This is a genomic window from Parapedobacter koreensis (assembly GCF_900109365.1).
Classification (GTDB): domain Bacteria; phylum Bacteroidota; class Bacteroidia; order Sphingobacteriales; family Sphingobacteriaceae; genus Parapedobacter; species Parapedobacter koreensis.
On the sequence record NZ_FNZR01000001.1, the window covers coordinates 418,421 to 443,790 of the forward strand.

Annotated in this window: 17 protein-coding genes; 8 read left to right on the forward strand and 9 right to left on the reverse strand. The window is 49.7% G+C overall.

What is annotated here, in order from left to right; translation table 11 throughout:
* Positions 1 to 88 precede the first annotated feature (88 nt).
* The 3 genes from BMW65_RS01840 to BMW65_RS01850 all read left to right on the forward strand — a co-directional run bounded on the left by BMW65_RS01840 (position 89) and on the right by BMW65_RS01850 (position 1,451).
* Positions 89 to 280 carry a cold-shock protein gene (locus tag BMW65_RS01840; protein WP_090602308.1) on the forward strand — a complete coding sequence of 64 codons (192 nt, stop codon included), beginning with the start codon at positions 89 to 91 and terminating at the stop codon, positions 278 to 280.
* A 123-nt stretch (positions 281 to 403) separates the two neighbouring features.
* Positions 404 to 796, forward strand: a complete 393-nt coding sequence (locus BMW65_RS01845) for a response regulator (RefSeq protein WP_090602309.1) — start codon at positions 404 to 406, stop codon at positions 794 to 796.
* 193 nt (positions 797 to 989) lie between these two features.
* A complete protein-coding gene (locus tag BMW65_RS01850; protein WP_090602311.1) occupies positions 990 to 1,451 on the forward strand; it encodes a cold shock domain-containing protein in 462 nt (153 codons plus the stop codon).
* Positions 1,452 to 1,486: 35 nt separating this feature from the next.
* Here BMW65_RS01850 and BMW65_RS01855 read toward each other — a convergent pair whose 3' ends face one another.
* A complete protein-coding gene (locus BMW65_RS01855; protein WP_090602312.1) occupies positions 1,487 to 2,470 on the reverse strand; it encodes a hypothetical protein in 984 nt (327 codons plus the stop codon).
* A gap of 110 nt (positions 2,471 to 2,580) precedes the next feature.
* Complete coding sequence (locus BMW65_RS01860) at positions 2,581 to 4,158, reverse strand: calcineurin-like phosphoesterase C-terminal domain-containing protein (RefSeq protein ID WP_090602314.1); 1,578 nt, start codon at positions 4,156 to 4,158, stop codon at positions 2,581 to 2,583.
* A 289-nt stretch (positions 4,159 to 4,447) separates the two neighbouring features.
* On the opposite strand from BMW65_RS01860, the gene BMW65_RS01865 reads away from it, so the two are divergent.
* From BMW65_RS01865 to BMW65_RS01885, 5 genes are all read left to right on the forward strand, one after another.
* Positions 4,448 to 4,816, forward strand: a complete 369-nt coding sequence (locus BMW65_RS01865) for a hypothetical protein (protein ID WP_143053771.1) — start codon at positions 4,448 to 4,450, stop codon at positions 4,814 to 4,816.
* Between the two features lie 157 nt (positions 4,817 to 4,973).
* Positions 4,974 to 7,508, forward strand: coding sequence for a YbcC family protein (locus BMW65_RS01870; protein WP_090602317.1), 2,535 nt, complete (start codon positions 4,974 to 4,976; stop codon positions 7,506 to 7,508).
* A gap of 15 nt (positions 7,509 to 7,523) precedes the next feature.
* Positions 7,524 to 9,380, forward strand: a complete 1,857-nt coding sequence (locus tag BMW65_RS01875) for a proton-conducting transporter transmembrane domain-containing protein (protein WP_090602319.1) — start codon at positions 7,524 to 7,526, stop codon at positions 9,378 to 9,380.
* A gap of 42 nt (positions 9,381 to 9,422) precedes the next feature.
* Positions 9,423 to 11,021: a SulP family inorganic anion transporter gene (locus tag BMW65_RS01880; RefSeq protein WP_090602943.1), complete on the forward strand. Its 1,599-nt coding sequence runs from the start codon at positions 9,423 to 9,425 to the stop codon at positions 11,019 to 11,021.
* Positions 11,022 to 11,126: 105 nt separating this feature from the next.
* Positions 11,127 to 12,455 (forward strand): hypothetical protein, encoded by a 1,329-nt coding sequence (locus tag BMW65_RS01885; protein ID WP_090602320.1) that lies wholly within the window; start codon positions 11,127 to 11,129, stop codon positions 12,453 to 12,455.
* A gap of 266 nt (positions 12,456 to 12,721) precedes the next feature.
* On the opposite strand, the gene BMW65_RS01890 is transcribed toward BMW65_RS01885, so the two are convergent.
* The 7 genes from BMW65_RS01890 to BMW65_RS01920 all read right to left on the reverse strand — a co-directional run bounded on the left by BMW65_RS01890 (position 12,722) and on the right by BMW65_RS01920 (position 25,367).
* Entirely contained in the window at positions 12,722 to 13,873 is a 1,152-nt protein-coding gene (locus BMW65_RS01890) for a metallophosphoesterase family protein (RefSeq protein WP_090602322.1), read from the reverse strand.
* A gap of 94 nt (positions 13,874 to 13,967) precedes the next feature.
* Positions 13,968 to 15,560, reverse strand: a complete 1,593-nt coding sequence (locus tag BMW65_RS01895; protein ID WP_090602324.1) for a RagB/SusD family nutrient uptake outer membrane protein — start codon at positions 15,558 to 15,560, stop codon at positions 13,968 to 13,970.
* A gap of 24 nt (positions 15,561 to 15,584) precedes the next feature.
* Positions 15,585 to 18,539, reverse strand: coding sequence for a SusC/RagA family TonB-linked outer membrane protein (locus BMW65_RS01900; protein ID WP_090602944.1), 2,955 nt, complete (start codon positions 18,537 to 18,539; stop codon positions 15,585 to 15,587).
* Between the two features lie 117 nt (positions 18,540 to 18,656).
* Positions 18,657 to 19,697 (reverse strand): FecR family protein, encoded by a 1,041-nt coding sequence (locus tag BMW65_RS01905; RefSeq protein ID WP_177180951.1) that lies wholly within the window; start codon positions 19,695 to 19,697, stop codon positions 18,657 to 18,659.
* 63 nt (positions 19,698 to 19,760) lie between these two features.
* A complete protein-coding gene (locus BMW65_RS01910; protein ID WP_090602327.1) occupies positions 19,761 to 20,285 on the reverse strand; it encodes an RNA polymerase sigma-70 factor in 525 nt (174 codons plus the stop codon).
* A gap of 129 nt (positions 20,286 to 20,414) precedes the next feature.
* Complete coding sequence (locus BMW65_RS01915) at positions 20,415 to 21,878, reverse strand: SusD/RagB family nutrient-binding outer membrane lipoprotein (protein WP_090602328.1); 1,464 nt, start codon at positions 21,876 to 21,878, stop codon at positions 20,415 to 20,417.
* 18 nt (positions 21,879 to 21,896) lie between these two features.
* The gene (locus tag BMW65_RS01920) at positions 21,897 to 25,367 is read right to left on the reverse strand and encodes a SusC/RagA family TonB-linked outer membrane protein (RefSeq protein WP_090602330.1); all 3,471 of its coding nucleotides are present in this window, start codon (positions 25,365 to 25,367) and stop codon (positions 21,897 to 21,899) included.
* Between the last annotated feature and the right edge of the window lie 3 nt (positions 25,368 to 25,370).

Here is a 25,370-nt window from a genome sequence, read left to right on the forward strand (position 1 = left end):
CAAATGTCGGGCTTTTCGCTTTTGACATCGGAGTGTGACGTCGGACATCAATCTCGTGAGTAACGGATATCATTAATTTATTTTTATAATGCCACAGGGAACAGTAAAATTCTTCAACGAAACCAAGGGTTTCGGGTTTATCACACCAGCGGACGGTGGTAAAGATGTATTCGTACATTCATCCGGCTTAATCGGCCGTATTCGCGAAAACGACAAAGTATCGTATGAAGTCGAACAGGGCAAGAAAGGTCCAAGCGCGGTAAACGTGAAACGCATTTAGGACATTGGTGCTACCATCCTCTTTGGAGCTGCCCCCTAAAGGCAGCTTTTTTTGTTTGCTAAAACAAACTTTTCCAGATGCGTGTTAAGCTAATATAATTTTAAAATTTGTTTGTGATCAGGAATGGAGCGGGCAAGGAAAATACTGATAATTGATGATGAAGAGGATATCCTCGAACTGCTTGATATTGTCTTTAAAGATTCAGGATATGAGGTCGCATTGTCAAGATGCAGTCTTGACACGGAGCATGTAGGCACGCTTAATCCCGACCTTATTCTCCTGGACGTTCGATTAGCCGGATCGGAGAAAGATGGGGCGGAAATGTGCAGGGAGATAAAAGACAAAAAATACCTGCAATACCTTCCTGCCATTTTAATTTCCGCAGAGCATGATATAAAATCAATAGCAAGGGATTGCAAAGCTGATAATTATGTGGCCAAACCATTTGAAATTTGGGAATTAGTCACGAAAGTTGACGGGTATTTACATGACCGTGTCACCAGATCCTCCGTCTAAAATCTTATTTCAATACTTGCTTCTTTAATCAATTATCCGTAGCTTCGGATGGCAGGATCGGCGAATAGCAGTATTACAAGAAATTTTTGATACCTTTGTACCACCCGTACGAATAATGTTCATTAGACGGGATGCACAAACCAGCTGTCCAGCAGCAAAAAAACACGACTTTTTAAATCATTAATTAATCTCAATGGCAAAATCCCAAGAAACATTTAACAAAAAAGAGCGAGCAAAAAAGAAATTACAAAAACGAAAAGAAAAAGAACAACGTAGGGAAGAAAAAAAACAGGAGCCTTCTGGCAGAGGAAAACAGTTCGACGACATGATCGCATATGTGGATGAAAATGGAAACCTTTCTTCCACTCCACCGGATCCCAAGAAGGCGAAGGAAGTCGCCTTAGAAGATATCGTCATTGATATACCAAGAGCGGCTCCCGCAGACCCCGATGCCTTACCCACAGGCGTGGTATCATACTTTGATACATCGAAAGGATATGGATTTATCACAAACTCAACGTCACAAGAACGTATTTTCGTGCATGTAAAAAGCCTGGCGGATCCTGAGGTCACATTGGCCGCCGGAGACAAAGTTGAATACACCGCAACGAAGGGCCCACGCGGCTGGCAGGCCGAATCGGTCAGGAAGCTTTAGGGATTTGCCAAGCCATAATCAATATAAACGACCAGCTACTGGATTTGTTGGTAGCATATTGAGAATACACTGCGGTACGTGTCTCCTTGTTCAAAATGGATAGTGGCCACCATTTTGACAGAAATGGACAACGGCCATCCGTTTTCATAATCAAAGACGTATTCAGCAAGGTTGCTCACGGTAAGCAATGATCCGTCACGCAACTGCATCTCCATCTCTGCAAGGCGCTGATCCTCCACTTCTTGATCGAGATCAGCCGCCTTGATAAAATCCTCGATTACCGTCCTGGAAATATCATGCAGCACGCCCTCATCTGGCACCATCCTAACCTTGATGATGCAGTTTTTTTTCTCCTGGTCTATCCCATCGAGCCAAATAGAACTTCTTGAAGGAAGTGTCGTGCCAAGTGCTGGAATGAACGTTTCATCTTCATAATACAACGTATCGCCCAATTGGTACCTACGCCCATAAGGAAAATGGAAGCGGCCGATTTCAGGTGTAAAAACTTGAGCAAATCCGCCAACCTGTATTTCTTTCCATGTAGCAAGGGCTTCAGCCACGATACCTGCGGTATCCCGTTCAACCAAGCCTTCACCAATACGGTCAAAAAGTTCATCCGCGAACGCATCAATTTCATCAGCATTGGTCGTCTCCAGAAAAACACCGGTACCATCGGTAAGGTAGCGATAGGTAAGTTGCCCATATTGCTCGATAAGGGCCTGAAAGGCAGGATTAGCCGCCCGAACATCCTTATCGGATAGTTGTGCGCTCTGCGTCAAACAGGAAAGCTCAAAAACACTTTCGATGGAATCAGCAACCGTGATTTGCATGACAGCATACCGGGTAGTGTCCGTTTCGATGAGTGAGTCGCCGGCAAACGTTTGCTTTTCTTGCAGCACAACGTAGTTCCTGTAATCTCCCTTCTTCCAATTGGCTGTAATAGCAATCGTATGTTCCTGTGCGTGGAGACCACTTGCGACGCATGTGATCAACGCGAAAGCGGATAAGACGTTATGCATTTGACAAGGCGTTATTTGCGAAACAAAGGTAATTCATTCATTTCAAAAAAAAACCACCCGCTACCGATTAGGCACACGGGTGGTACTAAGTTGATTATTAACTAAATCGGTTATTGCGTTACCGGCTCTGCAAGCCGATAGGTGCTTTGCTGTGTAAACGTCCTTCCGAACATATCCGTGGCACGTACTTCAATTTGATGCACGCCTATGGGCAAGTTCGTTGGAACGTTAGCCCGCCATAAGTGGGTGCTGGTTACCGCATTGGATGGGCGCCGTCCCGGCATCAGTTCCTCGGTTATGTCCCAACGGTATAGGGACCATACAAAATCGGGATCCGGTTCCTCAATGTGATTCATTGGCTTCCATTCGTCATTGTCAACACGGTATTCTACCTTATCCCCTTCCCGTCCCATGAAAAAATTGGCAAAAATACTTGATGAAGTACCACGCCCCTGAGCCACTACTTTTGGATGGAAAAGTTTGATTTGAAATTCTTTCGGCGCATTGGCTACCTTATAATCGATGACATACCGATTGCCACGGATATGGAGGAAGATATACCCCTTGGGGGTACCGTCCCGCATGGTAGATACCGGCACTCCTTGCTCATTAAGTTCACCTGAGTACCAATCACCTGAAGTCGTACCGGCGTTGTATTCGTGGTGTGGCTTGTCCTGGTGCCAGCCTGCTTCGCGGCCATAGAAATTCTGGCGCTGCAAGTGGGTATGGGCAGACATGGAAAACGTATAAGGGAAGTCTTTCAACAAGTCAAACAGCCGTTGGCGATCAGCATTACGGAAAGACCCTTCATTTTCATGCAAAAGTGGGATGTGGAATGCCAGCACAATCAGTTTGTCCTTGCTGACTTGCTTTAAATCGTTTTCCACAAAATCCAATTGTTCCTTACGGAACCCGCCCCAATAGCCACTACCATCACGTGGATCGGGATATAGGATATCATCTAATACAATGAAGTGCGCATTACCATAGTTGAATGCATAATTTGCCGGACCAAAACTGGCTTCGAACGTCTCATCAGCCAACGAATCAGCGGTCGCATCGTAGTCCATATCGTGGTTGCCCATGAGGTTGTACCAAGGAAGGCCAATCTGGGCAACCGTCCGCAAGTAAGCGTTGTGCATAGACAAATTGTCCCCCACCAAATCTCCCAAACTTAAACCGAATGCGACACCCTGAATAGCCTTTACTTCGGCGACCACGCCGCGATTGAAGCTTTCCATATCCTCATCAGTATACGGTTGGGGATCACCAAAGATCAACGCCGTGAAGTCATTAGGCTCTTCCTGTTGTATTAATGGAAAATCCACTGACTTCGGCAGTGCCCCTGTAGCGGCTACTCCGCCATATTTTAGGGCAGGTGAGCCATTAGGCTTATGGATATAATAAAACTGGGGTAGGTTATTTTCGTCTACAGGCACCACATAGCCGGACGGCTTAATGACAAAAATGATGTTGTCTTGCCCCACAGGCAATTCATAACGCCCGTCCTGGCCGCTTGTCGCCACCTGTGTACCATTGCTTACGGACACGCCTGCAACGCCCTGTTCGCGGCGGTCACGCTGGCCATTGCCGTTGGCATCGTTATAGACATAACCTGTGACCACAGACTGCCCATACAACAACGTGCCGCAAACCAGCGGTAGAAAAGTTACAATTAATTTTTTCAAGATTGAATCCCTTTAGTTTCTGACAGACAAATAAACGTCGTAAAACCCAATTAAATATTAAGCCTGTGCTACATTATTGTTAAGTCGGATTCGATGTAACATTTTTCGTGAAAAACCAATGATTCTATGATGAAAATGAAATTATTTCCATATTTACACCCAAAATCATTAAAACAATATAACAATTCTTAAAAAAATCATTTTTTTTAAATATTTGCATCAAAATTTTATATTTGCAACCGTTATTTGTCACGATAAATAGGCAATATCAATTTCCAATACCAGAAAAATGGTAATATTTCTCAGATTACTTACCTGCCTTTTGCTTTTTACGACTACTTACCACCCCATGGTAGCGGCGTTGGAGGACAACACGCAGACAGCCAACGATTATAATGCACAGCGGCTGGAAAACGCGTTCGGTGGTCATTTCCTACGAATAAAAAAGCAAACATCCTCCCACAAAGCCATGGAAATCCTTGGAGAAGAACGGACAGAGCTTGAAAAATTTGATTCACTGGCCAACCCTATCTTGTGTACGGTACTACTTTTCTTATTTGTTCCACAATTCACCCGGAATGCTATCCTGCTTACAGAATGGCATGCCCCTAAAGCGTTTCCGCCCCTATTCATTGCCCTGCGCAACTTACGTATCTGATCCCCCCTATATTTATCCTATCTGAGCGATAGCTTATTGGGACATATAGCCCAAAAGGCTTGCTTTCTTTTGTTTTTGCGCGCTTAGCTTATAGGATAAAGCCTTCCAAGCTTTTTAGGTAGTTCACCTTATTGTTTACCCATAACTATTCATTTTAATGAATACAGGAGTCTTATTGTTTGATGAGCAGGAAATGCTCCATCAGCTGACACATTATTTACCCTCGCAAACACCATTAAAGGACTTTGTGCATCACAATACGTTGCATGCCTTCCAGCACTTGCCTTTTTTCGAGGGAATACACCAAGCGAGTACAGTATTTGGCTACCGAGTATTCGCTGAGCTGGATGAATACCGCCAATGGTACAAAAAAGGCACTATTGACGACAGGATATTGCGCCGCATCATCGCCGAGAAAAAGGGGCCGCGACAGGTGGATGATTGGATGCAACGTATGAAACATAAAACATACGACACCCGTCAGACACCCCGAATCGGGCAATTTCGCAACTTGTGGAAAGAGGTGCTCAAGATAGACCTCAATGCCTTGGTGCATCCCATCTTGTTTCGCGTGCTGAGCAATTACCTCGACCAGGGGATTGCCACTTGGAGCTTTCCTGTAGCGTGCACAGGTTTATTGGAAGCCTTGCTCGAATTGGAGCGGAATAGTGCAAGCAGCCTCTTCCGTACAACCAAGGTCAGGCAACTGTTTCGATCGGGTTCTTATACGCTCACACAGCTATTGGACGAACTGGTAGGCAATACGTCGTATTATGACCGCTACGTTTTTGATCAGCAATTTGCGCATCCGGGTTGGTCGGGTATGGTAGCAGCTATCGCCCAACAGCCGGAAACATTGCTGGCCAAACGGCCGGTATCGCTGCATGACCTCATCGTTTTCGAGCTGCTGCTCGAACTGGATGCCCTGGAGTTCCAGACCAAAGGCAAATGGGCTCCGTTGGCTCCCCTGTATCAGGGAAAATCCTTGGGGCTTTTCGATCCGATGGAAGTAACCGAGCTCGATGAAGTATACCGCCTGTGGCAGGATGCTTTTGAATGGAGTTATTACGACCAAGTGCTTGCGGCACTGAAGGTGACCTCCCACGGCCCGGAAGCAGCAAGTCAAAGCCCGCAATTCCAGACACCGCCCCAATTTCAGGCGTTGTTCTGCATCGATGACCGGGAATGCTCCATCAGGCGCCACGTAGAGCAATGCCATCCACATGCGGAAACCTTTGGTACACCGGGTTTTTTCGGCGTACCGTTCTACTACTTACCAAAGGGAAGCCAAGCGTATACCAAATTGGCCCCCGGCCCCGTACAGCCACGGCACCTCATCAAGGAACGCAGCACATCCGAGAGGCGCATCAAATTGCAGAAGGATGTCCATTTCAACAAGCATTCGCACAATTTCCATAGCGGATGGATATGGTCACAGACCGTGGGGTTTTGGTCTGCCGTACGTTTGGTAGACAATATCATTAGGCCTTCCATGGCACCTATGGCCTCTTCTTCATTGAACCACATGGATCCCACTGCCGAGCTGATCATTGAAAACGAACATCCGGATGATATGGAAAATGGCTTGCGCGTCGGATTCACCGTGTCGGAAATGGCCAACTGTGTGGCCAACGTGTTGCTTAGCATCGGCCTCACCTATCGGTTTGCACCCTTGGTCTATGTCATTGGCCACGGCGCCAGCAGTATCAATAATCCCCACTATGCCGCATATGATTGTGGCGCGTGCTGTGGGCGTGCAGGGTCTGTCAACGCCCGGGTATTTAGTTACATGGCCAATAAACCTGAAGTGCGGGCATTGCTGGCACAAAAAGGTATCTACATTCCAGCGGAGACACAATTCATCGGCGGACTGCATGATACCACACGGGATGACATGGTCTTCTTCGATGAGGGTCTGCTCAATGTCGAAAACCGCAAATCCCATGACAGCTATGTAGCTACCTTCACCCGGGCACTGGACTTGAATGCCAAGGAGCGGTCGCGCAAGTTTGAATCCATCAACACGAAAAAGTCGCCGGAGCGGGTACACCGGGCCGTGAGGAAACGCTCGGTCTCCTTATTTGAGCCCCGGCCCGAACTGAACCATGCCACGAACGCGCTGACGGTCATCGGGGGGCGTTACCTGACCAGGGATCTCTTCCTTGACAGGCGCTCGTTCCTCAACTCTTATGACTACCGCATTGACCCGGAAGGCACACTGCTGCTGGCTATACTCCGTGCAGCTACGCCTGTGTGCGGCGGGATAAACCTTGAATATTACTTCTCACGGGTAGACAACGACAAGCTCGGTGCCAGTTCAAAGTTACCCCACAACGTGATGGGTCTTATTGGGGTGGCAAATGGTGCAGACGGCGACCTACGGCCGGGATTGCCCAGCCAGATGATTGAGGTGCACGATCCCATCCGGATGTTCTTTGTGGTGGAGCAGGTACCCGAAATCGTATTGCAGGCCATCAAATCGGACAAAAATGTCTATGAATGGTACCGCAATGAGTGGGTACACCTTGTGGCGCTCGAACCACGTACCCATCGGTTCTATGTATTCAGCGAAGATGCGTTTGTGCCGTATGAACCGATTGGACAAGCTGTTGCCACCGCCCCCGATCTGCTGACGCTCTTCGAGCAGCATCGGGATGCGCTGCCGGTAATGTTACTTCAAAATAAGCATTAAGACATTCATTTTTTTATGGATCATACACTTTTTTTGTTATTCATCTTTCCCTTGGCTGGCTTCATCAGCAGCCTACTGATATCTCCAAAAAATGAAGGTGCCCTATCCTGGGTGGCCTTTACTTCCGTGGCACTCCAACTGCTGATGGGGAGCTATGTTTTTTGGGTGTGGCTACAGGGTGGTTTCATACCGTTGTCCGAAAGTGACTGGGCGCTCTATCGCATACCGGGCTATCATTTCACGATCGCCTTGTATTTCGATCGGATCACGGCCGTCTTTCTATCACTCGGCACGTTCCTTACCTTCATGGTCACTATCTACAGCCGCTATTACCTCCACCGGGAAGATGGTTATAAGCGTTTTTTCAATACCATCCTATTCTTTTTCCTGGGGTATACCTTCACCGCGTTGGCGGGCAACTTCGAGACGCTCTTCATCGGTTGGGAAATGCTGGGCATCTCTTCGTTCCTGCTGATAGCCTTTTACCGTAAGCGCTATCTGCCGGTGAAAAATGCGGTCAAGGTGTTTTCGGTATACCGCATGGGTGATGTGGGTCTCCTGCTGGCCATGTGGATGAGTCACCACCTGTGGCATGACAACATCGCTTTTTCGAAACTGGTAGACTACAATTGGGTAGACAACTATATCCAGCATCACAGCGGTGTGTCGCTCTTCGTATCATTGATGATTTTGCTGGCTGCGGCAGTTAAATCTGCCCAATTCCCATTCTCATCGTGGCTACCAAGAGCCATGGAGGGACCCACCCCGTCCAGTGCCATTTTCTATGGTTCGCTATCGGTACACATGGGTGCCTTCCTGCTCATGCGTACGTCCAACATGTGGGAACACCAATTGACCGTACGCCTGTCTATTGGGCTCATAGGAGCGGCCAGTGCCGTCATCGCCACGGGCATCGCCCGCGTACAGTCGGCTGTCAAAAGCCAGATTGCCTATGCCTCCATTGGCCAGATTGGGCTCATCTTCATCGAAATCGCACTCGGATGGCAGACCTTGGCATTGCTGCATTTCGTAGGCAACGCCTGCCTGCGTACTTACCAGTTGCTCACCTCGCCCTCGGTGGTCACCTACCTCATTCGTGAGCAGCAGTACACGGACATGACCCACCATCGGACCGTAGAGCGTTTCTTGCCGCGCAAAATGGCCTACACCATTTACACCCTATGCCTCAAGGAATGGAACTTGGATTCCTACTTATACCGACTACTATGGAACCCGCTGAAGTGGGCCGGGCGGAAACTGGACTTCCTCAATTTCAACCGGGCGATATGGGGGTTTGTGGTTACCTACTCCGTGGGGTTGTTCTGCTTGTATAATCAGGCTTATTTACCCAGCTATGCAATTAGCCGCTTTATACCCGAGCTATGTGCGCTGTTGGGGCTGGTACTGACTTTGAAGGCCTTTACCGAACGCAACAGGGCCTCGATGAGCTGGGTGATGGTCATGATGAGCCATTTTTGGGTCGTGCTGGCCATCGCCTTCAACGAACCGTTCGACTTCGGCCAGGTGCATTACTACCTGAGTGGCGTGGTGGTATCCGGCGGAATCGGCTTTCTGTGCTTGCGCTGGATGAGGCAGCAGGCCAATAGCTTGGATTTAGCCCGGTTCCACGGGCATTCATCACATTATCCCAAGACCGCGTTACTCTTCCTGCTATGTTGCCTGGGATTATCGGGCTTCCCCATCAGTCCCACCTTTATCGGTGAAGATGTCATCTTCACCCACATCCATACCAATCAACTGGTGCTCACGCTATTTGTCGCGCTCACCTTTGTTGTCAATGGGTTGGCCATCATCCGTATGTATGCACGGATTTTCTTGGGGTCAGCAGACCCCACCTATGTAAATTACTAATTAGCTAAAACACAAAACGTGAATCTTAAAAAAGTAAACGATATGAAAACAACGAATCAAAGCGAACTGCCTAAGGATGGATTTGCCGGATTACGTGCGCATTGGCAATCGGACGCTACCTCAGGGTTGCTTGTCTTCTTACTCGCATTGCCCCTGAGCTTGGGTATAGCCAAAGCATCTGATTTCCCTGCAGTGATGGGATTAATTACCGCTATCATAGGTGGCATCGTCGTCAGTTTCTTTGCCGGATCGCGGCTCACCATCAAGGGGCCAGCTGCAGGCTTGATCGTCATCGCCGCTGGGGCCGTAGCCGAGTTTGGTGGCGGTGAGCAGGGGTGGAAACTCGCCTTGGGTGCCATTGTCGTTGCTTCCGTCATCCAAATCGCCTTTGGCTTGCTCAAATTCGGTAAGTATACCGATTTTTTCCCGCTGGCTGCCGTACACGGTATGCTCGCCGCCATTGGCATCATTATTATTGGCAAACAGATTCCGGTACTCCTCAATGACGCACCTCAACTGGCAGCAGGAAAAAGCGTTATCGGATTGTACGCTTCGTTGCCTGATTTCATTGCCAACATGGATCCCAAAGCAGGTATTATCGGACTGGTTTCGCTGGCCTTGATGCTGTTTTGGCCGCTCATCAAACATCCGGTATTGAAAAAGATCCCGGCACCGCTTATTGTCCTGATCATTGCCATTCCCGCTGAAATCATCGAGAATTTCAAGGAAACCGAGCCGGAATACGCTTTGGTTCATATCGGCAATTTTATGGGCAATCTTTCCTTGAACGCAAGTTTTGCTGGCGTGGCCCAAACCGGATTGTTCGTCAAATACGTGATCATGTTTGTACTGGTAGGTAGTTTGGAGTCGTTGCTGACGGTGAAAGCGTTGGATATGCTCGACCCTTGGCATCGCAAAAGCGATTACAATAAAGATCTTATCGCCGTGGGTATCGGCAACATTGCAGCCGGTCTGCTGGGCGGCCTTCCCATGATTTCGGAAGTAGCCCGTAGCTCGGCCAACGTCAACTATGGTGCCAAGACCCGTTGGGCCAATTTCTTCCACGGGTTTTTCCTTTTGGCTTTTGTACTGGTAGCCACGCCATTTATCGAACTCATCCCCAATTGCGCACTGGCCGCGATGCTGATATCCGTGGGCATCAAATTGGCTCACCCTAAAGAATTCAAGCACATGCTGCATATTGGGAGGGAGCAGCTCATCGTCTTTTTGGTAACCATCATTTTCACCATCGCTGAAGACCTGTTGGTTGGCATCGCAGCAGGCATGCTGTGTGAAATCATCATCAATGCCATCCATGGCAAGCCGCTGGCAGCCATCTTCAAAGCACCCACCGAAGTGGTTTTTGCCGAAGAGCAATATACGGTCAACATCAGCAAAGCAGCCGTGTTTACCAACTTCCTGGGCATCAAACGCAAGCTCGAATCTATCCCATTAGGCGGCACCGTGGTCATCAACCTCGAAGAGACCAAGCTCATTGACCACAGCGTGATGGAAAATTTCCACCATTTCAAGCGCGATTATGAGTTGCAGGGTGGCAAAGTGGTGTTAGCTGGCCTGCACCAGCACAAATCGTTGTCTTCCCACCACCTCGCTGCGCGGAAAAAAGTTGGATTGGCATAAACAAATAAGATACGTGAATTCCCAAGAAAAATAGCATGAACCCGACATGATTAAAATAATCATATCGGGTTCTATCTGACAACTAAAAAAACAGAAGATAAACAGATGAAATCATATATTCAGCGGGCCAAATGGATGGCCTTTGCGTTGGTACTCCTGTTCAACGCCTCGGTTTCCCATGGCCAAGCGTATAAAGACGGAAAATTTTGGCTCAACGACGACGGCAGCCACTATTTCAAACTCACCCTGTTGTCACAGGTATGGCTGCGCAGTACCGATCTCAACCCCGGCAGTACCATCAATGGCTACGCCAAAGACCATTACACGGATATCGGCATCCGGCGGGCGCGTGTCCAAGCGTATGGTCAGCTGACCGATCGGGTATTCATCTACACCCAGGTGGGCATGAACAATTTCAACTTCCTGTCCGATCGCAAAGCGGGATTTTTTATCCACGATATCCTCGGGGAATATGCAGCAGTAAAAGGGCGGCTGTCCTTCGGGATGGGGCTGACGGCATGGAATGGACTTACGCGTTTCGCCGCTCCGTCCGTAGCCACCATCCTGGGGGTGGATGCCCCGCTATTTGAGCAGACCACGAATGACGTGACTGACCAGTTCCTCCGCAAGCTTAGCCTGTATGCCAAAGGCAAACTGGGGCGACTGGATTACCGGTTGGTCATGAGCAGCCCAATGGACGTACACAAGGCCGCTGGATACAGCGATGCCATCAGCACCCGGTCCAATTTTTCACCCCTGCCCGCCAAGATGCAATGGCAGGGATATTTCAAATGGGATTTCCTTGACAAGGAGGACAATACGACGCCCTATAGCGCCGGCTCCTACTATGGCACCAAAAAAGTGTTCAACGTGGGCGTGGGCTTCCAGTTCCAGCCCGATGCCATGTGGCATGCCGGCGCTACGGGCGATACCGTGCTTACGGACATGAAGCACGTGGCTGTAGATGCATTCTATGATGTACCGTTGCAAGGTGCTGGCGGCCCGTCCATCAGTGCCTATGCCACCTACATCCACTTTGATCACGGCCCGGGATACATCCGCCAGCAGGCTGTGATGAACCCAGCCAATGGCACTACCATGGCAGGCAATGCCTTCAGCGGAGGCGGCAACGGCTATCCGTCATTCGGAACGGGCGATTTGGTGTACGCTCAAGTGGGGTATAAATTCAAGGAAAATCTCATTGGAAGCACTACACTCATGCCTTATGCCAGCGCCCAGTTTGCTAATTACGATCGGCTGAACGACAACATGCTATTTTGGGACGCCGGTATCAATTGGCTGCTGAAAGGGACAACCTCCAAGCTGACACTGGCCTACCAAAACCGACCGGTATATGAAACCGCTGCCAACGGAAACGGCGAACGCAGCGGACACAAGGGCACAGCCCTGCTCCAATACCAGGTCTTTTTCTAATGCGCTGTACGTTGGTGCTATATTAAATGAGGGAAGGGGTGCCGATTTTGGCACCCCTTTTATTTTATATGTCGGCTACCCGTAGCCAGAAGGTGCCGCATCACGGTCGGATCAGCTGGCGGTCAAGGTGCTGTGAACTTGCTGTAAAAGTGCTTCAAACACCCAGCAGACACCCAGCCCACAGCAGGCATACAGCAACGCCACGCGCAGCAGTCTGGGAGCGGTCTGGCAGCAGGTACGGCGCCCTGGTATCCCTTTGCGTTGTTTCAACAATAGCTATACGCCATCCGTCCCAGGGGTACCACAAACCGCTCGAACAATGCAGCCTCTGTACCTTCCCGCGTTATGGCATCCTGAGCAAGCGTGTAATACTCGCCCACCAGTTGTAAGCCCTGTTCCTGCTTTTCGATGGTGATTTTGAGGAATCCGTAGCGGTCGTCGCAGTAATTTTCCAGCCGCACCTGATGGATAGTTGGATGGACATCTTCCACTCGTGAGTCCCCAATAGGCGCAACGGGATGCAAATCGGCATAACCACCTGCGCCCGCCACCACATAAGGTAGCTGGGTGCCGTCTTCGTAAGCCTTGGTAAACCGTTGGTAGTTGTGCACGTGTCCGCTGAAGACGACGTCTGGTTTTACCCCAGCCGTTTTGAACGCGCTTTCCAGAAAAGCAATCATTGCCGGACTGGAACCGTGGTTGGTATCCGCCGAATATGGCGCATGATGTATGCAGACGATAACCGCCCGGTCGGGCCGGAGGCTGTCCGCATAACGGAGTTCTTCGATAAACCAATCCCGTTGGTCAGCGGTAATGGTGCCATGTTTTGTGACATTGGCGTAGAGCCCAATAAAATGGGCGATAGGGGTCTCCAAAGCCCAGTACACATTGGGCTGTATCATGCTGAGCCGTTTGCTACCGTTTCCAAATATAATCTTGCGCGGATACGTGTCGCAAAACACATCCATGAATGCATCCAAGCTTTGGTAGATGAGTTCGCTATCCGGATTGATGTCCCCGTCATGGTTGCCCGCTACGGCAAATATCGGTCCGGGATAGGCTTCGTAAGGCACAAAAAACTGCTTGGCATATTCACGGGCTTCACCGTGGTTGTACACGATATCGCCCAAGTGAAACAAAAACGCCGGCCGTTCGTTGGTTAGCGCATCCGCTTGAGCTTGCCGCGTCATTGCTGTCGCGATTAACGATTGGAATGCCGAGTGCCGTACGCTGCCGGTATCACCAATCATGTGGAAACTCATCTCCTCCGCCAAGCGTTCACGCTCATGATTCAACACATCAAGTATATTCAATCGATAGGGGTATAGGCCCGTAGGGTGGGGCAACGGCTTGAATAGATGAGCATCATCCGGGATGTGCCGCAAAAAAACGGGGCCTGTTCGTCGCACGTTCGTCATATTACAAAGTTAACATGATATTACAAAGTTAACACGGGCATATTAAACCCGTGTTAACGAACGGCTAAACGTCTGTATCTATTTTTGCACGCGATCAGTACCCATTGTTTTGCTCCAGGTTCGGATTAAGTGTCCGTTCACTCGTCGGTATCGGATACAGGCGCATATTCGGGTTGCTATCGGTTTTATATCCCCAGCTGTCTTCAAACCTGCCGAAGCGGATCAGGTCGTTCCGGCGCCAGCCCTCCCATGCGAGTTCCCGTGCCCGTTCATCCAGCAATTCAGCGAGTGTAATACTTTCCACCAACGGTGCATGTACACGATCCCGTATTTTATTGACCAGTAGCACCGGCGTCTGCAATTCGCCATTCACCGCTGTGGCGGCGGCCCCCCGCAGGATAGCCTCAGCCTTCATCAAATACACGTCTGCCAGCCGGAATATCGGCATGTCATTGTTCTGATAGCGCGTGCTGGGATTGGCATTTTTATCCGGATAATATTTGATGGATCGTACGCCACGTGCCTGCCCCAATACATCATTACCGATATCCATGGTAGCTGGAAACCGCAGCGGCATCTCCGGTGTAAATTCCAGGTGCCACTCAATAGCATCGGTACCATCTGCACCTTCATAGGTCTCATCCAGCCCCCTTTTTGTGGCACTGATCGTGATTGGCGTACCATCCCAATTGTATTGCTTGCCAGCCAGCCACGTGTCATTGCGCAAATCGCCTTCCAAGTTAAACAACGCATAATAATCGGCGATGGTGCTCAATGCGATACTGGGCCTGAAGGGCAGCTCATATTTCTCCTGAATGGATGTGTGCAATCCGTAGCGGTTGAAATGATTGCCCTCTGCCACGTTGGCATCGTAAGGCACTGCCAAGATGGTTTCCTGAATTTGCGGGCCGTTCTCAGGCGCAAAGATGCTCATGTAGTCCGCATCAAGACTATACCCACCTTCGCTTAGGATACGGTCGCCTATCTCCACTGATTCAGCATAGCGGGGAGTTCCAGTATAATATTCGGCATTCAAATACAGCTTTTGCAACAACGCATAGGCAGCAAACTTCGTGGGGCGTCCGTAAGTCAATTGCCCCACCGTGGTGGTCAAATTGGGCAGTGCCGCATTAAGTTCCTCTTCAATGTAGGCAAATACTTCCGCGCGGGGTGCTGTTGCAGGCGCATCGGTTTCACCGAATGTACGGATAATGGGTATATTGCCGAAAAGATCCATCATGAAAAAGTAGAAGAGGGCCTTCATCGTCCGTACTTCAGCCACCGTCATTGCCTTGGTCTCCGACTCGGGTGCCGATTCAAACAGATTGAGTATCCGGTTACAGGTATTGATTCCGCTGAACCCCCAGCTCCACACGTCTTTCACGATGATGTGGTCGGGGTTCCAGGTATGATAATGCAATGTCCGGAAGCGGCCGCCGTCATCATAATTGCCACCTCTCGCCGGAATGATGGCCGCGTCGGTGGAGTGCTCCTGCAACCGCCAATAGTCCACCGCATAAAGCGAACGAAGCTGTGTATAGATGGGGCCTGTGGCCGCCACAAAAGACTCCGGCGTGGTAGGGAAGTTGTCCGGTGTATATTCCGATTCGATAGCCACATCCAGATCCGTACAGGAAGCCACACCCAACAAGAGTAGTGCAGCATATGTTATCATCGATTTCTTCATCGTATTAATCTCCTTAGTTATGTATTAAAAAATCACATTCAAGCCAAAAATAAACGAACGGGTTTTCGGATAATAATTCCCGTTGTCGATACCGGGGGTCAGCCCGCCCATGTTGATTTCGGGATCGATACCCCGATAATCGGTGATGACAAAAAGGTTGTTGCCCGAGGTATAAAGACGCAGCGTGGATGCATTTTTCAATTTGAAGGTATAGCCCAGCGTCGCATTATCCAGCCGCAGGTACGAACCGCTCTCGATATACCGATCAGACAGCAGGTAGGCGTTGTTGTCATTGGCCGCTTCATCCAACGTAAAGACCGGTATGTTTGAAAATGTCGCTTCACCCGGGCTGTTCAGGTCGGCCAATGTAGCGTTCATGATTTTATTGCCCGATACCCCCCTCAGGAAGAAGTTGAAGTCGAAATTTTTATACCGGAAGCTGTTGTTCCAGCCGTAGATAAGTTTAGGTTGCGCATTTCCGGCAAATGTAAAATCATCCGATGTCGGTGCCGTGGTGGGATTGCCTTCCCTATCGTAGATCAACGTTACGCCTTCCTCGTTCTTGCCCGCATACCGCCAGGTGTAAAACGTGCCAATGGGATAGCCCTCCTGTACGATCTGCGAGGAGTTGCCCGACTGCCCCTTGCCACCGAGGTAAGCGGTATAAATCAGCGGCAACTCGAAATTGTCGTTCGAAAGCGAAATCAACTCATTCGTGTTGTGGGAGAAATTCAGTGACGTTTTCCATGTAAAATTGCCATTGCGCAAGGGCGCGGTATTGAGCTGCACTTCCACGCCGGTATTTTTTACTTCCCCGGCATTGGCCGTCAATTGGTTGACGAAATATTGGGTCGTCGATACGGGATATGTCCATATCAAATCGGATGTACGCTTGTCATACCAGTCAACCGAACCGGACACCAAGCCGCTAAACAAGCCGAAATCCACGCCGATATTCAGCATGCCTGTACGCTCCCACCTCAGGTCGGGATTGGCATTCTGAAATGGCCCAATGGCATTGATGAAGCTGCCATTGTAGTAAAACCGCTGCGCCGAACCATACAACAAGGTGGCCGTGAAGGCATCAAATCCCTGCGAATTGCCGGACACGCCATAGCCAGCTCGCAATTTCAACAAATCCACAGCCGAGACCCCCTGCATGAACCCTTCATTGTGCAGCAGCCAGCCCGCAGATACGGCGGGGAAATAACCCCAGCGGTTGTTTGCACCGAACGCAGAGGAACCATCCCTGCGGATGGAAGCTTGCAGGAGGTATTTGTTTTGGAACGTATAATTTGCCCGTCCGTAAAATGAAATGATGCGTTGGGTTTGTATCCGCATATTGCCGTAGTCTACCGGAACACCAGCTGGCGGATCACCCAATCCGGGATTGTTGTACCCCAGATCGTCGCTCGTAAAGCCCTGATTGGACGTTTGGAAACCATCGCCAAACTTGTCCTCCTGCCAGGAATAACCGGCCAGCAACTTGACCTCATGTGCACCAAAGAGCCGATCATAATTCAAATACGTTTCTAATATCCGTTTAGTGTTGTTCACCGTGTTGCGCACGGCACGGCCGTTGGCATTTTGGTAAATGCCGGATAGGCTGTTATAGTAGTTATTGTTAGTGATTTGCTCATCCTGCGCTGAGATGTTTAGCGTATATTTCAAACCGGTGAGGATGTCCACTTCAGCCTGTCCACTTGCCAGCAGGGTTTTGACCTTGCCATCAAACGTGTTGTTGTCAATGAGGGATACCGGATTCAGGTAATTGCGCGTACGCGACCAATCCTCAGAGTAGGTGCCATCGGGTCTTTTCACCGCTACGGTGGGCAAGTATTTGAGCATGTTGGAATAAACCAGCTCATGCACATTCTCCGTATTGGTGATGCTGTTCACCAATGAAAAATTGAGCCTTAGGCGATCGTCAAACTGCCGATGCTGGATGTTGGTACGGAGGTTGAACCGCTCCAGGGAAGTACCTTTGATGATGCCTTCATTATCCAGGTAGTTGATGCTCGCACCATATGCTGTCTTGGCCGAAGTGCCCATGAACGATAGGTTGTGGTTTTGCGATACGCCAGTGCGGCTCACTTCCTTTTGCCAATCGGTGTCACTGCCGTCGTTGTCGCTCGCAGCCAGTGTCCTTCCATTCGCTTCGAGGTATTGCCTCAATTGCGATCCACTGAGCATTTCAATCGCATTGGAAACCTGCTCAGTGGCTGCGTAGGCACTATAGGAAAGTCGGGTTTGTCCCATGGTGGCCTTCCTGGTGGTAATCATGATAACCCCATTGGCCGCACGCGCTCCGTAGATAGCAGTGGATGAAGCATCTTTCAGCACGTCCACACTTACGATATCGTCCGGTGCGACCAAATCAATAGAAGCCCCCGGCACCCCATCAATCACATAAAACGGCTCCTGTGCACCATCACGCAGGGTAGACGGTCCCCTGAGGATGATGGCGCCCCGGTTATTGGGATCGCCGCTCTTGGTGATGTTCAAGCCTGCTACTTTACCCTGTAAGAGCTGCCCGGGCGAACTGAACACCCCGGAGTTGAAATCCTCCTCATTCACGGATTGCACTGCACCTACCAGGTTTTCCCGCTTGGTATTGCCATAGCCCACTACCACAATTTGATCCAGCTCCGTGGTGCTTTCCTGTAGTTTTACGGCCAGCGTTATACGTTCGCCCCTGACCACGCGGTAGCCATCAAGCCGTTGCGTCTCATACCCAAGCGAAGACACAATAAACGCATATGGGCCACCTTCGGGAAGTTGTTCAAACTGGAACAGGCCCTGCTTATCTGTTGAAGTCTGGCGATCGATGTTTGCCGTCTCGTTTACGACCCTCACCGTCACACCAGCGAGCGGTTCGCCCGTTGCGTCCTGTACAATGCCACTCACCACCGCGGTTTGTTGCGCGAAGACCCAGTGGGTTGCCATCGAAAGAATGAGCAGCATAAAGATTTGTCTCATACTGCGTTTTTGTTGCTGTTTCTGCATACGAATCGTTGTTTATGATGATAAAAAATAGACCATAATCTTCCCTATACACCCCAATGAGGCGTTTACCACCCGATCATTCGGGATAGCTTATTGATTTACTATGCGGTAATGCTGTTCGTCTGTTCGTTCCAGTTTGAGGTGGTTAAGTGCACAGATTACCTGCAGCACCTGTTCCAGCCGTTCCTGCTGTATATTGATCGTGCCTGTATAGGACACCTTACTCAAGGTTTGCTGATCGCAATCAATGCGGGCACCATACTCCTTGGCAAGGCGCGCCATCACGTTGTCCAGCGCCATGTTGTGGATAGACAGTACCGTTCCATTGCGTTCGATGAAGGGCTGTCCGGGATCACGTTGCTTCGGTTTGCTTGCCGCGGGCATCGTAATACCACGCTTCGGCTCGAACGCCCCCTTGGCTCCCGGCATTGACAAGTATTGTTCCTTATAGTGCTTATCGGTGTGCCACAGTTTCACTTTGCCACTATGCAACCACACTTCTACACGGCTATGCCCAGAAGCATCGATGGTAAACGATGTACCCAATGCCGTAGTAGCAAAGCCATTGACCAATACCGTAAATGGTCGTGTGGTGTCACGAGCTACATCGAACCGGGCTTTCCCCTGCAGCTGGATGTCGCGCCGGTGGGCATCCAGCGGTTCCCGAAAGCGGATATTACTTCCCCTATGCAATGATACCACCGAATGATCAGCCAGTACCACGCGCATCACAGCGACGGTGTCATTGGATACGGTTTTCCAAAAGGGGGTTAAGGTTTCGATGGTAGCCAGGCGCTGTTGTTCGCGTACCGCCCAACGGTGGCTCTGCACCTTCCAAAAGAGCGAGAGGCAGCCCACCACCAGCAACATGCCCGCAATGGCATACAAACCGGGGAGATAAAGCTGAAAAACCCTGCCACGGTGTTCCGCCAGACCCTGCTTTACCGCCTCATCTATGCGCTGTCGTTGCACCGCAGGCAACCGATCCGTCTGCTGGAATGTTTCCCATTCATCTTCCGGCAACAAGCGGTCGGCAAGGCCCCGATTTTCATCCAGCAATGCACGCAACAGGTTTTTCCGCTTATCTGCAGAATACCGGTCAGGGTTGTCCCGTTGTTCTTCACCTTTCATACCCATAATACGGCTGCCAACCCCCCAGCCCCTACTGGTTAACGATTAGTTAACACAGGCGTGTTAGAGCAAAAAGGTCAATAAAGATTCCTTGAGGTGGCGGAGCGCCTTGGCGATATGGTTTTCAACGGTCTTAGGTGATATGGAAAATAACTCGGCAATCTCCTTATGGGTGAGCCCCTGTTCCCGGCTGAGGTTAAAAATCGTTTGCTGCATATAGGGCAACGAGGCGATGGCCACTTGGATGTGGCGTAGCAAATCTTTATTTTCAATCGCATCAATGAGGCTATCGGTAAACGGTGTATATGCCGATTCCTGTGCGTATTTCAAACGGGTTTGCTCCTTGCGAAGCTCATCAACGAGTACGGATTTAGCGATACGAAATAGCTGGGATGCCAAGGGAATGGTGGGTTCCAACTTGTTGCGGCGTTGCCATAGGCGAATGAAGCTAAGCTGCACCACCTCCTCAGCGACGAAGTCCGAGCCAATCTGTTTCTGGATATAGTAATAAAGGCGTTCATGGTATTGTTGGAATACCTTTTCGAAGACTTGCTCATCTCCTTGAACGATAGCCAAAACCTCTTCCATGCAACTGCAAAAATTTGGAATAGCTATTTGGTTAACGCGAAGTTGATGTTATGAAATTGTTATAAACAGGGGGGAGCCCACTTATGATGAGCTGCCCCCTTCTGATTTAGGCGATTGAAATTTGGTAACTTAGTTATTTTCTTTGTGCCAAAAGAGCGTAATGTCAAACTCATCCCCGCCCATGGCGTTTACGGCCGCTTGATAACTGTCGGCATTCATCCGTTGAATCACGGCTGGATATTTAAACCGATGCGCGATTTCGCTGCCTGCACTCACGCCTGGTCCCCTGGGCAATGCCGGCAGACCCGTGCGGTTATATTCAAACCACTGTTGGTAATCGCAGTAAGTGAGGGCATAATATTTCTGTAGCATAAGCTGTTCGAACGTTCCGTCAAACATTACCCCCGGTGTTTCCAGGTACCCTGCAGGCATTACTTTGCCCCATTGTTCGATAGCTGCTTGCACACCTTTATTATAGGCCTCCGCTGAATTTAACGAGGGGACGATGTTTTTCAAGGCCAATTCCGCTTTGATAAACTCAATCTCCGCGTAGGTGAACAGCGCTACACGCAATGGTGTTACCGGAATATTCCGGTTAATCCCTGACGTTTCGTAATCCGGTTCAAAATTGAGCCCGCTTTCCCTTCCGCGGTAGATCAGGTTTCCGTTGCCATCGTCTACTTGCTGATAACAGAACACTTCGCAGCGCGGATCATTCCACGTATTCAGGGAACTTACAAAGAAATCGGCAATTTCCCGCCCATAGATATAAAAATCGGTTAGCCGCGTATAGGGTCCCAATTGGGGTGCCACGCCACTGATCACCAAGGACGCTGCTTCCTCGTTGGAGGAAATCAAGGGGTATTGATCTGGGTTTTCAAACATTTCCCGGATTTCTGCCGCTGCGTTGATATCCGTGTCCAATGCCCGCAATAAGATACGCAGCCGCACGGAGTTGCAGAATTTCCGCCATTTGTTGATGGCAATGGGATCCACAGCATTCCTGGCCCCGAACAATAATTCAGGTTCCTTATTGTAAATCAATCCCGTTTGTACATCAAACAAGCTGTTGGCATTATCCAGATCATTAATCAATGCCAAATATACCTCCTGTTGGTTGTCAAATTTTGGCCTGAAAATCTCATCATCTGCCCGTAGGGCTTCCGACATGGGAATATTACCAAAACAATCAACCAGGATATGGTACATCCACGATTTAAGTGTAATGGCGATAGCCTGGTAATTCCGGTCACCTCTTTCGATCGCCAGCCTTTCCATTTCCAGTATATTCATCAGGTTACCATAGTAGGAATTCCATGTTCCGTCCCCCAACCCATCTGAATAGACGTAGTGTTCGATGCTGCCGGAAGTGGCCGATGACGAGGTCACCTGCATGAGATCGTTGGTAAACGAATTGGCCCGCCCCCAATTGTGAAAGGCCACATTATATAAAACAGGATTAATAAACGTGCCCGGTGAAGCGATGTTCATTCTGTTCGGGTCGACATTCAATTCATCAAAGTGGGAGCACGCTCCAAAGAGCAATACGCCAAGTATGCTCAATAGTTTAAGACGAAAAGCGACTGTGTTCATATTCAGTATGGTTTAAAATCAAAGACTTACTCTCAAATTGAATCCAAAGGTGCGGGGTGTTGGCAACTGTCCGGTTTCGATGCCCGGCAAAATGCTGCCGCCATTCAACGCTGCAGCTTCGGGATCATACATCGGGAAATCCGACCAGATTGCCAGGTTACGTCCATACAAAGCCACGGACAGGCTATTGAATGGCAATTTTCGGAGAAACCGGCTGGGCACATTATATTCCACACGGACTTCCCGCAATTTCAGGAAGGAGGCACTGTAAGAATTGGACTCGATGTTGGCCATCCGGAATTCCCGGGTATTGTACGCTTCAATGGATACCAGGTTGGTGTTGGGTGAATAGCTACCATCCGTGTTGCGCACAACACCGGGAGCCACCATGTAAACACCCCCCACAGGAGGCAATCCGGCAGCCGCCAATCGGGGGTCATCTCCCGCAATGTAATATTCAGTCCCCGGCAGGCGGCCGTTCAGCGATTCGTTGAGCTGTCCCAGTTCCATCATTTTATAGTGGGATTGGGAGTACACAATGCCACCGAGCTGGCCATCTACCAAAAATCCGAGCGTAACCCCTTTATAGGAAAACTCGTTGTGCAAGCCAGCTTTCCAATCCGGATAGGCAGTACCAATGTACTCGATGGTGGTAGCTGTTGTTGGTCTGCCATCCGGATCAATCAGGCGGTCTCCGTGTTCATTCCTGACGGTTTTATACCCCCATAGATCTCCGGTGGTACCGCCCACCTTGCCAATGATGGATACCGAGCCTACAGAGCCGATAACCTGGTTTTCTTCTAGGCCTTCAGCCAGTTCGAGGATTCTGTTTTCATTCCTGGACCAGTTCAACGTACTGTTCCAGACAAACCGATCCGTCCGTATAGGTGTGCCATTGACAACCAATTCGTACCCACGGTTGCGGACGACACCGGCGTTTATCGTTGCCCGGGTATATCCCGTAGTGGGATCCATGGGTGCATCAATAATTTGATTACGCGTCTTGTTGTAATAAAACGAGAAATCCATGCCTAACCGGTTATTGAAAAGCCTCAGATCGAGGCCAGCCTCGTAATTGGTAGAGATCTCGGGTTTAAATCCCGGATTTGCCCGCGTCGTTGGTACGGTAGCAGACCCCGGAAATTGACTAATGAGGTAATACTTTCCTGTTTTATACGGCTCCGTATCGTTTCCTACCTGACTCAAGGATCCCCTCACTTTCAGGAATGAAACGGTTTGTGGAAGCTGAACCATTTCATGTACCAAGAGGCTGGTGTTTATAGAAGGGTAGAAAAACGAGCGATTGGCCTTCGGCAGGGTCGACGACCAGTCATTCCGGGCGGTGATGTCTACAAAAACTTTGTCTTTCCACGAGAAGTTGGCAGCTCCGTATAAGCTGTTCAGCCCCTTTTCCTGGATCAACGAATTCACTAAAGGCGTTGAACTCCCATTGGATAATTTATAAATGCCCGGCACCACCAACCCCTCGATAAATGCTTCCTGGGCATTGTACCGATAATACAATAGATTTCCTCCGGCCATCAGATTCATATCCAATCCATTGGAAAACGACTCCCGATGGGTCAATAATGCGTCGGAGTTCGTTTCCATTTCCATAACGGGCTGCTGTGAAAAATACCCATTCCCTTTCACAACATCACTGATCGGTCTGCGCTGCTCGCGTTCATCATTTGAAAACTGGATGCCACTGCGGAGCAATAAACTTGTTTTCGGTGTGATCTGCAACGTAGCCGAAAGGTTTGAAATCAAGGAATTTCGCTTAGAAGCATTCGTAGATTCATACAGTGTAACAAACGGATTGCCGGGATATTGGCTGAAAGGCTGCAGTTGCCTCAAGTGTTCCTGCCCATTGTACCACTTCGGGCGGTACCAATCCAGGTTGATGGATGGATTCTGGAAAATCAAAAAGTATTGCACGGAACTGCTGCTGTACCCCAGCAGCGGAGAATTCGGGATGTCTTTATTGGTGTATGAGGCCCTGAAATTGACGTCCAAGTAGTTGGAAACTTTCTGGGCAGCCGACACGGTAGCCGTTAGCCGCTCAAAACCCGTGTTGGGAAGAATCCATGAATTTTTGTCGTACGTCACCGAAGCCCGCAAACTACCCCGATCGCCCTTGCTGTTCACTGCCGCCGTATTGGATGTCGTAAATCCGGTCTGGAAGATCCCCAATCTGCTGTCTTTATATGCCACCCAGTCTGTCGGTTCCGTACCGGGAGCCTGCGTAACAGGGTCGTATTGAATGTACCTGGCTCCCGGAACAAACGGCGCTCCATAGGAGGCCACATGAATTTTCATGACATTATAATCATAATACCGTTGGTTTTCAAAAGGGGATCCGGGGCCACCGGTTGACTGCGTCATCCCCTGCCCGAAATCATATTGGTAGTCGGGGTGGTTGAAGGCACGATCCATCGATGTGCTGCTGGTAAAGGTAATGCCGATCCCTTTTTCCGCCTGGTTGCCCGACTTCGTCGTAATCATGATGACGCCGTTGGCGGCACGTGTACCGTACAGCGCCGTCGCGCCGGCACCCTTCAGCACTTGGATGGATTCGATATCTTCCGGATTCACGTCACCGAAACCATTTCCATAATCCACGGAGTTCATTCCCGAAGCGGCATATGCGCTTCCGCTGTTGGTAATGGTGTTGCTCAACGGGACACCATCGAGGATAATCAATGCATTGTTGCCCCGCTGGTTTAAAGACACGTCGCCGCGAAGCTTCACCCGCGTGGTTGATATAGGTCCTCCGGCGGTCACGACACTTAAACCCGCTACTTTACCCGCAAGCGCGGATGACCAGTTCGTTGGCATGGAGTTGGTGATGGAATTGCCAGAAATTTGCTGCGAAGCATAGCCCAAAGCTTTCTCCGCCCGCTTTATCCCCAATGCGGTCACCACGACTTCGCTCAATTCGCTTTCTTCTTCCGATAGGACAAAGCGCAATGCTGCACGCTGCCCTGCTTCTACCGCAATACGTTCCTCGCGTTGCGTTTTGAAAGACACATATCGGGCTTCCACGGTGTAGGTGCCTGGAGGGACATCGATGGAAAAATTCCCCTCCTGATCAGTTTGTGTATTTCGGTCAAGCTCGATCACATGGATACTTGCTGCTGACAATGCGGCACCATTTGCATCGGTAACATGGCCAACGATACGGCCAGATTGCTGCACGCCACCTACCGCATTTCCCCCATCCAGCGGATGCAACAATTTCACTGAAATTGTTTTTGCTTGGACAGCAAATTTAAACCCCTCACGTTCTTCCAATTGCTGAAGCACGGTAGATAAAGCGACCGATTGGAAATTAACAGCCTTGATTTGCTTTTTTTCCAGTTGTTCGCCGGAATAGATAAATGAATACGTGCTTTGTTTTCCCAATTCACGGATCAACGTGGCAGCGTTGGTATTGGTGAGCCGGACACTTATTTTTTCATCCAATCCACTGAATTGAGGCTCCGCCATGAG